The organism is Devosia sp. A449 (assembly GCF_054489375.1).
The window spans coordinates 184,010-198,415 of sequence record NZ_JBTMWU010000002.1; the positions used below are offsets into that span (position 1 = coordinate 184,010).

A 14,406-nucleotide genomic window follows, 5' to 3' on the forward strand; every position below is an offset into this window, starting at 1 on the left:
CCCTAACCCTCCCCTCAAGGGGGAGGGGATGGCATTGGGGCTCGCTAGCAGCGAGGACTTCTCAGTGCGGGCGGAGGAGGCCGAGGCGTTCGCGCATGGCGAAGCGGGCGACGAGGACGATGGCGACAGCGGCGAGGCCGGCGGCGAGGCCGAGCCAGATGCCGACGCCGCGCCAGCCGACGACAAAGCCGAGAACCCAGGCCAGGGGGAAGCCGACGGCCCAATAGCCCAGAATGGCGAAGACCATCGGGATCTTGGTGTCGCTGAGCCCGCGTAGCGCGTGGGCGGCGACGACCTGTGCGCCATCGACGAGCTGGAACAGGCCGGCAACGACGAGGAAGGTGCCGGCCAGCATCAGGGCGTTGGCGTTTTCGGGGACGCGCGGATCAAGGAACAGCGAGACGATGGACGGGCCCAGCGTCAGGAACAGGGTGCAGGACACCACCATGAAGGAGGTGCCCAGGGCAAAGGCGGTCCAGCCGGCCTTGCGGACGCCCTCGGGATCGCCGCGACCATAGGCCATGCCCACCCGCACCGTGGCGGCAATGCCGAGCCCCAGCGGCACCATGAAGGCCATGGAGGCGCATTGCAGGGCGATGGCGTGGGCGGCGACTTCGTCGGTGCCGAGCAGGCCCATCAGCAGGGCCGCGGCGGTGAACAGGCCGACTTCGGCCAGCACGGTGAGCCCGATGGGGGTGCCGATGCGGAAGATTTCGCGGAAGCGCGGCCAATCGGGCTTCCAGAAGCGCATCAGCACATAGAAGCGCTTGAAGCGGCGCTGGCGCAGCACATAGGCCAGCATCAGGACAAACATGACGATATTGGCCAGCACGGTGGCGATGGCGGCGCCGCGCAGTTCGAGGCGCGGAAAGCCGAAATTGCCGAAGATCAGCGCATAATTGACGAAGGCGTTGAACAGCACGCCGCCGACGGTGATCAGCAGGATGATGCGGGTGGCGTCGAAGGCCGAGAGCAGTGAGCGCAGGGCGATGATGGCGAGCGCCGGAAACAGCATCCAGACGCCGGCGTGAATATATTGCTCGGCCATCAGCGTGGTGACCGGGTCCTGGCCGAGCGCGGCATAGATATGGCGGATCTGCCAGAGGATGGGGATGAACAGGATGGCCAGCGCAATCGCCGCCCACAGGCCCTGCCGGACGACACGGCGCACCGCCTTGATGTCACGGGCGCCGCGCGCCTGCGCCACCAGCGGGGCGACGGCCCCGACAATGCCGATGCCGCACACCAGGAACGGCATGATGAAGGTGGTGGCCAGCGTGCCGCCGGCCAGATAGGTCGGGCCGAGCCAGCCCAGCATGATGACGTCGGTGGCGGTCAGCGCGTTCTGCGCCAGCTGGGCAACGACCAGCGGCCAGGCCAGCGCAAAGGTGGCGCGCAGCTCGGCGCCCCAGGTGCCGGCGGGGGAATGGCTGACGGCGACTGCGCCGGGCGCAGCCGTGGCTGGCTCGTTCATCTCAAATATCCTGCTTGTGGGGATTGCTCCGGAATAGGTTGAGGTGCAGCCTGCGTCAGCTACAGTCCCGGTATCCACCAAATCTCACTCTCCCTCGTAGATGAAACGGCAAGCTAACGAAAGAGGGCTGGCCGGAGACCAGACAAATGACTGACCCCAATATAGTTTTACCGCGCCTGACCCTGGCGGCGGCCGGAATCATTGGCGCCATCGGCGTGGTGGCGGCAGCAGGCGCTTCCCATGGCGAGCTGTCGCGCAATCTGGCGGCGATTGCCGCTATCGGGCTGGCGCATGGGCCGGCGCTGCTGGCGCTGGGGCTGGCGGGGCGCGGCCGGGTGCTGAGCGCGGCGGCGGCGCTGCTGGCGCTGGGCACGCTGGTGTTTATCGGCGACCTGGGGATGCGGGAATGGCAGGGGCATGGACTGTTTGCCGGTGCGGCGCCGCTGGGTGGGCTGGGCATGATCACCGGCTGGTTGACGGTGGCTGCAGCGGCGCTAGTCTGGCGACGCGGCTGATTTATTTTCAAATTTTGTCAAACTCATCGCGGAACCAAAAGCCTGGCCGCGAGTTCTTGCCCTCGATGAGTTTTGGAGGGTTACCACATGCATAAGATTTTGATCATCGCCGCGACCTGCCTGTCGCTGGCTGCCTGCACCACCACCCAGCAAGGTGCTGTGGTTGGCGGGCTGGGCGGTGCCGTTATCGGTGCCGGCGTGACGGGCGGGAGTGCTGTAGGGACGTTGGTCGGCGCGGGCGTTGGCGCTGTCGCCGGCGCAGCTGTTGGCGACGTGATCGGCCGTGTCGATAACTCGAGCAACATGTGTATCTATCAGGGCCGCAATGGCAGGACCTACCGCGACACCTGCCCGCGCGGCTAACGACGTTGCAGCATCGCCCCATGCTGCACGCGCCTTCGGGCGCCCTGGCCCTCGATCCGGAGTCCCTCCTGGATCGAGGGCTTCTCTATGACCAGTCATCGACCAGCGAAATCGCCTTGAATTGCCCAAAGATGGCAGCCATAATTTTGACTTCGACGTCACTATCGCGCGCTATCTGAACGACCGGCATAAAGTCGGAACCTTGGCTACGTCTGATCGGTGAATCGTTTAGACCGGACTTCACGGTCCGTTTTCAACCTCAGCCGTCTCGGCGGCGACTACGCAAGAGGACATGCTATGGCTGTCATCACCGGTACTGTTAAATTCTTCAATACCACCAAGGGCTTCGGCTTTATCTCGCCCGAGGGTGGCGGCAAGGATGCCTTCGTGCATATTTCCGCTGTCCAGCGCTCGGGCCTGCAGGGGCTCTATGAGAACGACAAGGTGACCTATGAGCTCGAGACCGGCCGCGACGGCAAGGAATCGGCGGTCAACCTGACCCTGCTCGACTAAAGCAGCGCCAGCAGACATCGAAGGGCCCTACGGGGCCCTTTTTGCTGGGCAGAGGCGCGGAGCCGCATCGACTCGCAGGCGCTGACCGTGCGATTAGAAAACTCCCATAGACGGAGGCCAGCCGATGCTGCGCGAATTTCTCAGCAACTGGAGTCCGAAGGTCGAAACCACGCCGGGCCAGCGACAGGCCGGGGCGCTGCCCTACGCCATGGTCGAGGGGCGGACGGTGTTTCTGCTGATCACCTCACGGCGCACCGGGCGCTGGATTTTTCCCAAGGGCGATATCGAGCTTGGCATGACGGCCTGGGAAAGCGCCGCGGCGGAAGCGCTGGAAGAGGCGGGGGTGACCGGTCAGATCGACACCACGCCGATCGGCAGCTACCGCACCAGCGCCAACACCGATGGCTCGAGCCTGGTGGATGTCGATCTCTATCCGCTGCATGTGGAGACCCAGCTCGATGTGTGGAAGGAAATGGACCAGCGCCTGCGCCATTGGGCCGTGCTGCCCGAAGCGCGGCGGCTGCTGAATGATCCGGCCCTGTCGCGACTGGCGGCGGCGCTGAAGGCGCGGTTGCGGGCGGGGCGTCTGTAATTTGTTGGCACAGGGCAGTGGTTTTGGCTTTTGCGCATGCTGGAAGTGAGCGTGCGCGGAGGCTTGTTCACCCCTCACCCTAACCCTCTCCCCTGAGGGGCGAGGGGATTTTGCCTGGTGGTTAGGCACAAATCTGGCACCACACTCGATCAGTCCCCTCGCCCCTCAGGGGAGAGGGTTAGGGTGAGGGGTGCGATGCTGGGGTTTGCCTGATGTGGCGACCGGGCCCGAGCGGTAGCGGCTCAATCTCGGGATGGGCCCCGGCTCAAGGCCGGGGTGACATCGGGGGGGGGGGAGGGTTGTTGGCAGCGCGCTGCCTCAGGCGCCGATGAGCATGTCGAGGCCCCAGAACAACAGTGCAGCCAGCACCGCCGAGGCGGGGACGGTGACGATCCAGGCGGCGGCGATGCCGGTGACGTGCTGGCGGCGGACCAGCTTGCGGCGCTCGCTCTTGCGTTCCTTGGAGAGGGCGGCTTCGGGCGTGGCGTTGAGGGCGGCCGGGTCGATATGCTTGGCGTGGATCGGCACGGCGGCGTAGTCGAGGTCGCGGCGGGAATAATATTCGCGCAGGAACCCGACACCGAAAATGCCGCCCACGGCGATGTGGGTGGACGAGACCGGCAGGCCCAGTGCCGAGGCGACCAGCACCGTCACCGCCGCCGAGAGCGCCACGCAGAAGGCGCGGATTTCATTGAGCTTGGTGATCTGCTCGCCGACGGTGCGGATCAGGCGGGGGCCGAACAAAGCCAGCCCCAGCGAGATGCCGATGGCGCCGATGGCCAGCACCCAGAGCGGCAGGGCGACGCCGGCGGATTCCATATGACCCGACTGTAGCGTCGTGACGATGGCCGCGAACGGGCCGACCGCATTGGCTACGTCATTGGCGCCATGGGCAAAGGACAGCACGGCGGCGGCAGCGACCAGCGGCAGGCGGAACAGGGTCGCGACATGCTTCTTGCGGTTTTCCAGGCCCATGGACTGGTAACGCACCAGCGGCATGGCGCCGATCCAGCCGAGCGCGGCGAAGGCGATGCCCAGCGCGATCACGGCGGGCATGCTCGGCGTCCACACCCGGCTCAGGCCCTTGGTGGCGATATACATGGCGAAAATGCCGGTCATGCCGGCGACCAGGATCGGCACCCAGACGCGGGCGGCGGACACTTTGTCGATGCGGTCGGTGATGGTGTAGTTGATCAGCGACAGCAGCATTGCCGCAGCGATGCCGCCGAGCACGGGCGAAATCACCCAGCTGGCGGCGATGGTGCCGATGGTGGGCCAGGCGACGGCGCTAAAGCCGGCCGCCGCAACGCCGGCGCCGACCACGCCGCCAACCACGGCATGGGTGGTGGAGACCGGGGCGCCGATATAGGTGGCCAGATTGACCCAGAGGGCCGAGGCGAGCAGCGCCGCCATCATCAGCAGCACGAATTGTTCGGCGGGAATGGAGTCGCTGGTCAGCAGGTCGCGGGCCACGGTATTGACCACGTCGCCGCCGGCGAGCAGGGCGCCCGAGGCCTCGAAGATCACAGCGATGGCCAGTGCGCCGCCCATGGTGAGGGCCTTGGAGCCGACGGCGGGGCCCATATTGTTGGCAACGTCATTGGCGCCGACATTGAGCGCCATATAGCCGGCGATGGCGGCGGCGATGACCACCAGATAGCTCATCGGGCCATCGGTGACGACGAAGCTGGCCCAGACCGCTGCCAGCAGCAGGAAGACCAGGGCAAGGCCCGGCGCCGCGATGGAGCGGGCCAGATCGTGGGTGGCGTCTTCCAGCCCGGAAACCCGCTGCAAGTCCTGATCGAGGGCGCTTTTGGCCATGTCTATTCAAACCGTCATAAAACTGTCTCCGGGGCCATAGCATTGTCTGGGCCATTGGCCACGTGTTTTGCGTGCCGCAATTGCCGCACTCCCCCGGCTTTTCGTCATTGGTGGGGCGGCAGGGGCTGCGATCCGGCCTTGACAGCTTCGCGGCAATGAACCTATCAATGCCGCAGAATTTTAATTTGGAGAGGTCCCGTGCGGGCACTCATTCTCGTAGTAGGCAGGCGCATCGGCAACGTGGGGTGAAACCCCGCGCGTAAGCTGGTGCGCCGAAAACAGGTCCCGAATGGGGCCTTTTTTATTGCCCGGTTTTCGCCGCTGTGAGACTGGGCCAAGTGGGATCGAGGAAGGACTTTATAATGGGCGAGAAAATGACCGGCGCCGAAATGGTGATCCAGGCGCTGATTGATCAGGGGGTCGAGCATATTTTCGGCTATCCGGGCGGCGCGGCCCTGCCGATCTATGACGCGATGTTCCAGCAGGACGCCTTGCAGCATATTCTGGTGCGGCACGAGCAGGGCGCGACCCATATGGCCGAAGGCTATGCGCGCTCGACCGGCAAGCCCGGCGTGGTGCTGGTCACCTCCGGCCCCGGCGCGACCAATGCGGTCACCGGCCTCACCGACGCGTTGATGGACTCGATCCCGCTGGTCTGCATCACCGCCCAGGTGCCGACGACGCTGATCGGCACCGACGCGTTCCAGGAATGCGATACGGTCGGCATCACCCGCAGCTGCACCAAGTATAATTACCTGGTGAAGCGCGTCGAAGACCTGCCGCGCATCATGCATGAAGCCTTCCGCATCGCCACGACCGGTCGCCCCGGCCCGGTGGTGATCGATATTCCCAAGGACGTGCAGTTTGCGGTTGGCGATTATTACCAGCCCGACCACGATACGCTGCGCCACCAGAGCTATCGTCCGCAGATGGATGGCGATGCGGCGGCCATCGAGGCGGCGGTGGAGCTGATGCTCAAGGCCGAGCGGCCGATCTTCTACACCGGCGGCGGCGTGATCAATGCCGGGCCGGAAGCGTCCGAGCAGCTGCGCGAGCTGGCCGAGCTCACCGGTTTTCCGGTGACTTCCACGCTGATGGGCCTGGGCGCGTTTCCGGCATCCAACAAGCAGTGGATGGGCATGCTGGGCATGCACGGCACGTATGAAGCCAATCTGGCGATGCATGATTGCGACGTGATGATCAATATCGGGGCGCGGTTTGACGACCGCATCACCGGGCGGATCGACGCGTTCTCGCCCAACAGCCGCAAGATCCATGTCGATATCGATCCCAGCTCGATCAACAAGGTGGTCAATGTCGACGTGCCGATCATCGGCGACTGTGCGCGGGTGCTCAGCGAGATGGTGCGCGTCTGGCGCAGCAAGACCAATCAGCCGCGCAGCGAGGCGCTGGCGCCGTGGTGGAAGCAGATCGAGACCTGGCGCGCGGTGGATTCGCTCGGGTATAAAAACTCGGACACGGTGATCAAGCCGCAATACGCCATCGAGCGGCTGTATGCAGCGACCAAGAAGCAGGCCAAGGAGGTGTATATCACCACCGAAGTCGGCCAGCATCAGATGTGGGCGGCGCAGCATTTCCATTTTGATCAGCCGAACCGCTGGATGACCTCGGGCGGGCTCGGCACCATGGGCTATGGCCTGCCGGCCGCTGTCGGCGTGCAGGTGGCGCATCCCGATGCACTGGTGATCGACATTGCCGGCGAAGCCTCGGTGCAGATGACGATGCAGGAAATGTCGACGGCGGTGCAATATCGCCTGCCGATCAAGATCTTCATTCTCAACAACGAGCGCATGGGCATGGTCCGGCAGTGGCAGGACCTGCTGCATGGTTCGCGTTATGCGCATTCCTATTCGGAATCGCTGCCCGACTTCGTCAAGCTGGCGGAAGCCTATGGCGGCAAGGGCATTCGTTGCAGCAATCCGGCCGAGCTGGATGCGGCGATTGCCGAGATGCTGGATTATGACGGTCCGGTGCTGTTCGACGTGCTGGTCGAGAAGGACGAGAACTGCCTGCCGATGATCCCATCCGGCAAGCCGCATAACGAGATCATTTTGCCCGATACGGCCAATATCGGGGACATCATCGACGAGAAGGGACGGGCTTTGGTCTGATTGCAGCCACACCCACCGTGTCACCCCGGGCTCGACCCGGGGCCCATCCTGAGATCTCAAGATGGGTCCCGGCTCAAGGCCGGGATGACACCGAGTGTGGGGGATGTCTGGGGTCAACCAAGCTTTGAGGAACAAAACCATGAACGCACATTTGCAGCCGACGGGGTCGGCGTATTTCCTGACCAAGGAAACCCAGGAGATCGAGCGCCACACGCTGTCGGTGCTGGTCGATAACGAGCCGGGGATTCTGGCGCGGGTGGTCGGGCTGTTTTCGGCGCGCGGCTACAATATTGAAAGCCTGACCGTCAGTGAGACCGAACACGGCCGTCGACTTAGTCGCATCACCGTTGTCGTCATTGCCACGCCGCGCACGCTGATCCAGATCAAGCTGCAGCTGGAGCGGCTGGTGCCGGTGCACAAGGTGCATGACCTGACCGCCGAGGGCGCGTCGCTCGAGCGTGAGCTGGCGCTGATCAAGGTGGCCGGCTCGGGCGAGCATCGGGCGGAAACGCTGCGGCTGGCTGATGCCTTCCGCGCGCAGATCGTCGATGCCAGCGTCGAAAGCTTTGTCTTTGAAGTGACCGGCAAGCCGGCCAAGATCGACAGCTTCATCGCGCTGATGCAGCCGCTCGGGCTGGTCGAAGTGGTGCGCACGGGGCTTGCTGCCATCTCGCGCGGTCCGCAGAGCATGTAACCAAAACCGGCCGATCTCCGCCCAAGGTTGCTGTGGGCGGGTCGGCTGGCGTGGTGTATGGCTGGCCCATTATCGTTTGAAGGCGCGACCATGACTTTGCTTTCCGTCAATCTCAATGCCGTGGCGCAGTTGCGCAATCGTCGCAATCTGCCATGGCCGAGCGTGGTCGGGCTGGCGCGGGTGGTGCTCGATGCCGGGGCCAGCGGGGTGACGGTGCATCCGCGCCCCGATGAGCGGCATATTCGCAAGACCGACGTGTTCGATCTGGCCGAGTTGCTGGCGGAAGAATACCCGACGGCCGAGTTCAATATCGAAGGCTATCCGAGCGAGGATTTCTTTGCGCTGGTCGATGCGGTCAAGCCGCAGCAGGTAACGCTGGTGCCGGACGATCCGGCGCAGGCGACCTCGGACCATGGCTGGGACTTTCGCGGCAAGGGCAATTTTCTAACCTCGGTGGTGCAGCGGCTCAAGGCGCCCAACCGGCGGATTTCGCTGTTTTGCGATCCCGATGCGGGCGTTGAAGGCGTGGCGGCGGCCAAGGCGACCGGCGCTGATCGGATCGAGCTTTATACCGGCCCCTATGGTGGCTGCTATGACGATCCCGACCGGGCGGTGCGTGAGCTGGCGGCGCTGGCGCATACCGCGCAGGCAGCGGCGCGGGCCGGGCTGGGCGTCAATGCCGGGCATGATCTGACGCTGGCCAATCTGCCGGCGTTTCAATCGGCGGTGCCTGGGGTGGCGGAAGTGTCGATCGGCCATGGGTTGACGGCGGATGCGCTGCTGTTGGGCTTTGCCGAGGCGGTGCAGCAGTATCGGGCGGTGCTGGAACCGGGCGCAATTGAGCAGAACCGACCTATTAACTCGGTGTCATCCCGGCCCTGAGCCGGGATCCATCCTGACATGGTTGTCGATACGCGATCTCAGGATGGGCCCCGGCTCAGGGCCGGGGTGACACCGTGGGTGGGTTGGATTTAGCCAAGCCGGCAAGTTGAAGCTGGGTGCTTGCTCTGACCAGTTACCCCTCACCCCGCGCCCGCCGGCATAGCTCAATTGGTAAAATTGAACTGGCTGAGTTCGCAGACATTGTTGTCGGACGAGGTCACCTCGTCACCATCGGCGAAGACGGCGAGGAAGTCGTATTTGCAGTAGCCGGTGCCATCGTCGATATTGATCACGACGCTATTGCCGGCCGGCAGGATGTTGCGGCCGAGGATATCTTCTTCCCATGACTTGCTGTCGGTGTTCGAGGCGTAGAACTCGACGATATCATAGGATGATTTGTTGTTGATTTGTACCCTGCGGTCCAGCGCCAGCGCCTCTATGGTGCCGAACCCAAGTATCGACAGCGCCAAGGCGGTCGAAAGAGTCTTCATCATGTCCCTCGTTATTTGAAACGGCCTCGCGACAGAGTAAATCCCTAGTAGAGGCGGCCCGCAAGATGGATTCTTATGCGGGCGCAGACGGGGCGTGGCGATTGCAGTGGCTCCGGTGAACAGTGCGTCAGCGGCTCGTGCCCATTCGTGCTGACACCCTACTCATTTGGTCGAGAATGACCATAAAACCCAGACTTTCCCTATACTTACAGAAATGTGCCCTAGGCATGGATCTGTCGCCGCACCACAATTTGGTGCCTCCTTGCGGGTTTTCGGTGCAGGCACATATATCGCCTCAGTTACGATTTGTTACCAAGGAGGGCTCAAATGTCCAAACTCAAGATTGCCGTCATTATCTCGTCCACCCGCCCGACCCGCTTTGGCGACGTTCCGGCCAAGTGGATCGCCGAAAAGATCAACGAGCGCGCCGAGCTGAGCGCAGAGATCGTTGACCTGCGCGACTTCGACCTGCCGTTCTTCGACGAAATGGCCTCCAATGCCTGGATGCCGTCGGCCAACCAGAACGCCGTCAAGTGGCAGAACAAGATCGGCGAATTCGACGGCTATGTCTTCGTCGTTGCCGAGTACAACCGCTCGATCACCGGCGCCCTGAAGAATGCCCTTGATCAGGCTTATACCGAGTGGACCAAGAAGCCATTTGGCATGGTTGCCTATGGCAGTGTTGGCGGCACGCGTGCTGCTGAACACCTGCGCACCATCGGCATCGAGTTGCAGATGGTTTCGACCCGTTCGGCCGTGCATATCGGCGGTGCTGACTTCGCGGCGGTCCACCCTGGTTTCGGCGGCACCAAGACGCTGAACGAGCTGGAAGCCTCGATCGGCAATTCGACCAAGGACATGCTGGACCAGCTGACCTGGTGGGGCAACGCCACCAAGGCCGCGCGTGCCGACGATGCCGACATCGCCCAGGCTGCTGAGTAAGATTTAGAGGTCTTCAAAGTTTCACCGAACTAGCCTTCGTCGCGCCCTCCCCCTTGAGGGGAGGGTCGGGGAGGGGGTGGTTTGGTGGACCCATGATGGACCCCCACCCTCGGTCCCTCCCCTCAAGGGGGAGGGAGGCGAAGGAGCCGGCGCCTCGGCGAAGCGATGAAACGCGCTATACGATCTCCAAAATCGTCATTCACCACAAGGGTCGTCCGCAAGGGCGGCCCTTGTTGGTTTGAACCATTGTGATAGCCGAGTGTTGTGTGTGACGATGGCGGGGTGTATAGCGGCGCCCGCCTATGAGCGGAGAGCACAAGGTTCATGACGCAGACGAATTCGACTGGCGCCACCGGCGCCGGTGTCGAGGCCAAGCCGCTCACGAGCGAAACTCCCGCCCGAAAAGACCTGCCACTTTTGCTGATGGGCGCTTTGGGCGTCGTGTTCGGCGATATTGGCACCAGCCCGATCTATGCCTTTCGCGAGGCCATCAATATCCGGGCGGGGCAGACCTCCACGGCCGCAGAAGTGTTGGGTCTGCTGTCGCTGATCGTCTGGGGGCTCACCCTGACGGTGACGCTCAAATATGTGTTCTTCGTCACCCGCGCCGATAACAACGGCGAAGGCGGCACGCTGTCGCTGATGGCGCTGGCGCGCAAGACGTTCACCAAGCCGCCGGTGTGGATCACCGTGCTCGGGGTGATGGGCGCGGCGATGTTCTTCGGCGATGCCATCATTACGCCGGCGATGTCGGTGCTGTCGGCCGTGGAAGGCGTCAAGCTGGTGGCGCCGCATCTCGAACGCTTCATCGTGCCGATGACGCTGGTGATCATTGTCGGGCTGTTTGCGGTGCAGCGCTTCGGCACGGCAAAAGTGTCGGTGGTGTTCGGGCCGGTGACCGGGCTGTGGTTCCTGGTGCTGGGCGTGTCCGGGCTGAGCCATATCGTGCAGAATCCCGAAGTGCTGTGGGCGCTCAATCCGCTACTCGGCGCGCAGTTCGTGGCCATGCATCCCGAATTGGCCTTTGTGGTGCTGGGCGCTACTTTTCTGGCGGTGACCGGGGCGGAAGCGCTTTATGTCGATCTGGGCCATTTCGGCCGCAAGCCGATTGTCATTGTCTGGTTCGCGCTGGTGTTTCCCTGCCTGCTGCTGAATTATTTCGGGCAGGGGGCGTTTGTGCTGCAGGTCGGGGCCGATCATGTCGGCAGCCCGATTTTTGAAATGCAGCCCGAATGGGCCATCGGGCCCTTCGTTATTCTGGCGACGGCGGCGACGATCATTGCCAGCCAGGCGGTGATTTCGGGCACGTTCAGCCTGGCGCAGCAGGCCATTGCGCTGAACATGATGCCGCGCATGCTGGTGCAGCACACTTCGGCGACGCAAAGCGGGCAGATTTATATGCCGCAGATCAACACCTTGCTGATGTTCGGGGTGTTGCTGCTGGTGCTGGCGTTTGGCAGCTCAAGCGCGCTGTCGCATGCCTATGGCATTGCGGTGTCGGGCGTCATGGTGATGACGCTGACGCTGCTGGTGGTGGTGATGTGGCGCAACTGGAAATGGCACCCGCTGGCGGTGATCAGTTTCGGTATTGTCTTCGCGCTGATCGATGGCGGGTTTTTCGTCGCCAATGCCACCAAGCTGTTCCAGGGCGGCTGGGTGCCGGCGGTGGTGGCGATGCTGGTAGGCGTGGTGATGTGGAGCTGGATGGCGGGTCGGCGGCGGCTGTCGGAGAAGACGCGCCGCGACGAGGTGCCACTGCAGTTCCTGGTCGATAATCTGGCCAAGAAAAAGCCGACTCTGGTGCCGGGCACGGCGGTGTTTTTGACCAGCGATATCGAAGGCGCGCCGACGGCATTGCTGCATAGTCTCAAGCACTACAAGGTGCTGCATGAGCAGAATGTGATCCTGACCGTGCGCACCTCAGTGTCGCCGCGCGTGCCGGACGACGAGAAGGTGACCATCGACGCTTATAACGAGCTGTTCAGCCGGGTGATCGTCACCTTCGGCTATATGGAAAGCCCCAATATTCCGAAGGCCCTGGCGCTGGGCCGCAAGCTGGGCTGGAAGTTCGACATCATGTCGACCTCGTTTTTCCTGTCGCGGCGCTCGCTGAAGCTGGGCGAAAATCGCGGCAATCTGCTGCGCTTCTGGCAGGACCGGCTATTCGTGCGGCTGGCGCGCAATGCCAGCGACGCGACGGAATATTTCCATATTCCCACCGGACGCGTGGTGGAGATCGGGACGCAGGTGGTGCTGTAGGGCGCGGGCCCTACTTCACCATATCCGGGCACACATAGGGGACGGTGGCCAGGACGAAGCGCTGCTCCTGCACGTCGCTGCCCAGCTTGAGGCTGAGCACCAATTCGTCGGCGGTAAGGCTGGCAATATCGGCATTGATGGTCATGCCGTCCTCTTCCCAGGAAATGGCGCTGTCGGAGACCTGCTGCCATTTCGACAGGCGGTAGGTTTCCCAGCAGCTGTCGCTGACCAGCGTCCCGTCGCCGAGAAAGATCTGCATCGGGCCGGGCAGGGCCGCATCGGCGTCGCTGCGGACCCAGACCTTGTTGAGCAGCGGATTATCCTCACCCGGCTCGGCCTCGGCGGCAGCGTCCATGTCCTGCGCTGCGGCGGGCAGGGTGGCGCAGGCGCCGACCCCCCACATGCTCATCAGGGCGAGGATTGCGGCTTTGGTATCCATTGCACGTCTCCCGGTTCGGCGGTGGCCTACAGTGCAAGACCAATCGCGGCAATTTTGCGTTGCCGCGATCAATAGCTGGGGGATCAGGAGGCGGTGTAGCCGCCCCGGCCCAGCACGCGGTCGCGCTCGCGCACGCGGTCGGTCTGTTTGGGCCACAGCGCATAATCGGTGGCGCCCAATGCGTGCTGCGCATGCAGCGGCCAGTTGGGATCATCGAGCGCGCCGCGGGCTAAAGCGATGAAATCGGCTTCGCCGCTGGTCAGAATTTCTTCGGCGCGGGCTGCGTCGCCGAGCAGGCCCACGGCGATGGTGGGCAGGCCGCCTTCATTGCGGAGGGCGGTGGCGAAGGGCACCTGGTATTCGGCGGCCACGGCAATTTGCGCGCCTTCAAAGCCGCCGCTGGAGGCGTGGATGGCGTCGACGCCCAGGGCCTTGAGTTCGCGGGTCAGGGCGATGCTGTCTTCGACTTGCCAGCCATCGGGATGCCAGTCGCTGACCGAGAGGCGCACCAGCAGCGGCTTGCCCGCCGGCCAGACGGAGCGCACCGCTTCGGTGACTTCGAGCAGCAGGCGCATGCGGTTTTCGCGGGAGCCGCCATAGCGGTCGGTGCGCTTGTTGGCGAGGGGAGAGAGGAACTCGTTGAGCAGGTAGCCGTGGGCGGCGTGGATTTCGATGGTGTCGAAGCCGGCCCGGTCGGCGCGGCGTGCGGCGGCGACGAAGGAGTCGATGACGTGGCGAATGCCGGCTTCGTCCAGCGCCGTGGGGGTGGTGAAATTCTTGTTTTCCGCGTGGATCTCGGCGCTGGGGGCGACTGGGGTCCAGGCTTCGAAATGCAGGTCGATCTTTTCCTGCTCGGTCTCGTTAAAGCCCTTGCGCCACGGCACGGGCGTCGAGGCCTTGCGCCCGGCATGGGCGAGCTGGATGCCGGCGGCGGCGCCCTGGCTGTGCAGGAAATCAACGATGCGGGCGAGGGGGGCGATGTGCTCGTCCTTCCACAGGCCCAGATCGCCATAGCTGATGCGGCCTTCGGGGGTGACGGCCGAGGCTTCCAGAATCACCAGCCCGAAGCCGCCAATGGCAAAGCGTCCGAGATGGGCGAAATGCCAGTCATTGGCGAAACCATCCTGCGCCGAATACTGGCACATCGGCGCGACGACCGTGCGGTTGCGCAGGGGAAGGTCGCGCAGGGTGGTGGGGGAAAACAGCTGGGACATGAACGGCTCTTTGTTGGCTCGACCGGGGGTGGCGCCGCATAGATGATCTCTTTGTACTCCATCGGCAAGTGCCGA

Annotated in this window: 14 protein-coding genes; 9 read left to right on the forward strand and 5 right to left on the reverse strand. The window is 63.7% G+C overall.

Annotated elements, in window-relative coordinates:
• Nucleotides 1-61: 61 nt before the first annotated feature.
• A complete protein-coding gene (locus ACX3OW_RS06655; protein WP_459094975.1) occupies nucleotides 62-1,474 on the reverse strand; it encodes an MATE family efflux transporter in 1,413 nt (470 codons plus the stop codon).
• Nucleotides 1,475-1,620: 146 nt separating this feature from the next.
• On the opposite strand from ACX3OW_RS06655, the gene ACX3OW_RS06660 reads away from it, so the two are divergent.
• The 4 genes from ACX3OW_RS06660 (at nucleotide 1,621) to ACX3OW_RS06675 (ending at nucleotide 3,457) form a co-directional block, all read left to right on the forward strand.
• A complete protein-coding gene (locus ACX3OW_RS06660; protein ID WP_459094976.1) occupies nucleotides 1,621-1,989 on the forward strand; it encodes a DUF423 domain-containing protein in 369 nt (122 codons plus the stop codon).
• Between the two features lie 87 nt (nucleotides 1,990-2,076).
• Nucleotides 2,077-2,352 carry a glycine zipper domain-containing protein gene (locus ACX3OW_RS06665; RefSeq protein WP_459094977.1) on the forward strand — a complete coding sequence of 92 codons (276 nt, stop codon included), beginning with the start codon at nucleotides 2,077-2,079 and terminating at the stop codon, nucleotides 2,350-2,352.
• 297 nt (nucleotides 2,353-2,649) lie between these two features.
• The gene (locus tag ACX3OW_RS06670; protein WP_459094978.1) at nucleotides 2,650-2,865 is read left to right on the forward strand and encodes a cold-shock protein; all 216 of its coding nucleotides are present in this window, start codon (nucleotides 2,650-2,652) and stop codon (nucleotides 2,863-2,865) included.
• A 124-nt stretch (nucleotides 2,866-2,989) separates the two neighbouring features.
• Nucleotides 2,990-3,457, forward strand: coding sequence for an NUDIX hydrolase (locus tag ACX3OW_RS06675; protein WP_459094979.1), 468 nt, complete (start codon nucleotides 2,990-2,992; stop codon nucleotides 3,455-3,457).
• A 318-nt stretch (nucleotides 3,458-3,775) separates the two neighbouring features.
• Here ACX3OW_RS06675 and ACX3OW_RS06680 read toward each other — a convergent pair whose 3' ends face one another.
• Complete coding sequence (locus ACX3OW_RS06680; RefSeq protein WP_459094980.1) at nucleotides 3,776-5,278, reverse strand: inorganic phosphate transporter; 1,503 nt, start codon at nucleotides 5,276-5,278, stop codon at nucleotides 3,776-3,778.
• A gap of 362 nt (nucleotides 5,279-5,640) precedes the next feature.
• On the opposite strand from ACX3OW_RS06680, the gene ACX3OW_RS06685 reads away from it, so the two are divergent.
• The 3 genes from ACX3OW_RS06685 (at nucleotide 5,641) to ACX3OW_RS06695 (ending at nucleotide 8,986) form a co-directional block, all read left to right on the forward strand.
• Nucleotides 5,641-7,410, forward strand: a complete 1,770-nt coding sequence (locus tag ACX3OW_RS06685) for an acetolactate synthase 3 large subunit (protein WP_459094981.1) — start codon at nucleotides 5,641-5,643, stop codon at nucleotides 7,408-7,410.
• Between the two features lie 139 nt (nucleotides 7,411-7,549).
• Nucleotides 7,550-8,104, forward strand: a complete 555-nt coding sequence (gene ilvN / locus ACX3OW_RS06690; RefSeq protein WP_459094982.1) for an acetolactate synthase small subunit — start codon at nucleotides 7,550-7,552, stop codon at nucleotides 8,102-8,104.
• Between the two features lie 90 nt (nucleotides 8,105-8,194).
• Entirely contained in the window at nucleotides 8,195-8,986 is a 792-nt protein-coding gene (locus ACX3OW_RS06695; protein WP_459094983.1) for a pyridoxine 5'-phosphate synthase, read from the forward strand.
• 164 nt (nucleotides 8,987-9,150) lie between these two features.
• Here ACX3OW_RS06695 and ACX3OW_RS06700 read toward each other — a convergent pair whose 3' ends face one another.
• Entirely contained in the window at nucleotides 9,151-9,477 is a 327-nt protein-coding gene (locus ACX3OW_RS06700; RefSeq protein WP_459094984.1) for a hypothetical protein, read from the reverse strand.
• Nucleotides 9,478-9,804: 327 nt separating this feature from the next.
• On the opposite strand from ACX3OW_RS06700, the gene ACX3OW_RS06705 reads away from it, so the two are divergent.
• Nucleotides 9,805-10,419 carry an NADPH-dependent FMN reductase gene (locus tag ACX3OW_RS06705; RefSeq protein ID WP_459094985.1) on the forward strand — a complete coding sequence of 205 codons (615 nt, stop codon included), beginning with the start codon at nucleotides 9,805-9,807 and terminating at the stop codon, nucleotides 10,417-10,419.
• 324 nt (nucleotides 10,420-10,743) lie between these two features.
• Nucleotides 10,744-12,678 carry a potassium transporter Kup gene (locus ACX3OW_RS06710; protein ID WP_459094986.1) on the forward strand — a complete coding sequence of 645 codons (1,935 nt, stop codon included), beginning with the start codon at nucleotides 10,744-10,746 and terminating at the stop codon, nucleotides 12,676-12,678.
• 10 nt (nucleotides 12,679-12,688) lie between these two features.
• Here the strand turns inward: ACX3OW_RS06710 and ACX3OW_RS06715 are convergent, their stop codons facing one another.
• Both ACX3OW_RS06715 and ACX3OW_RS06720 read right to left on the reverse strand, forming a co-directional pair.
• Nucleotides 12,689-13,117, reverse strand: a complete 429-nt coding sequence (locus tag ACX3OW_RS06715) for a hypothetical protein (RefSeq protein WP_459094987.1) — start codon at nucleotides 13,115-13,117, stop codon at nucleotides 12,689-12,691.
• An 83-nt stretch (nucleotides 13,118-13,200) separates the two neighbouring features.
• Nucleotides 13,201-14,331 (reverse strand): NADH:flavin oxidoreductase/NADH oxidase, encoded by a 1,131-nt coding sequence (locus ACX3OW_RS06720; RefSeq protein WP_459094988.1) that lies wholly within the window; start codon nucleotides 14,329-14,331, stop codon nucleotides 13,201-13,203.
• Nucleotides 14,332-14,406: the final 75 nt, after the last annotated feature.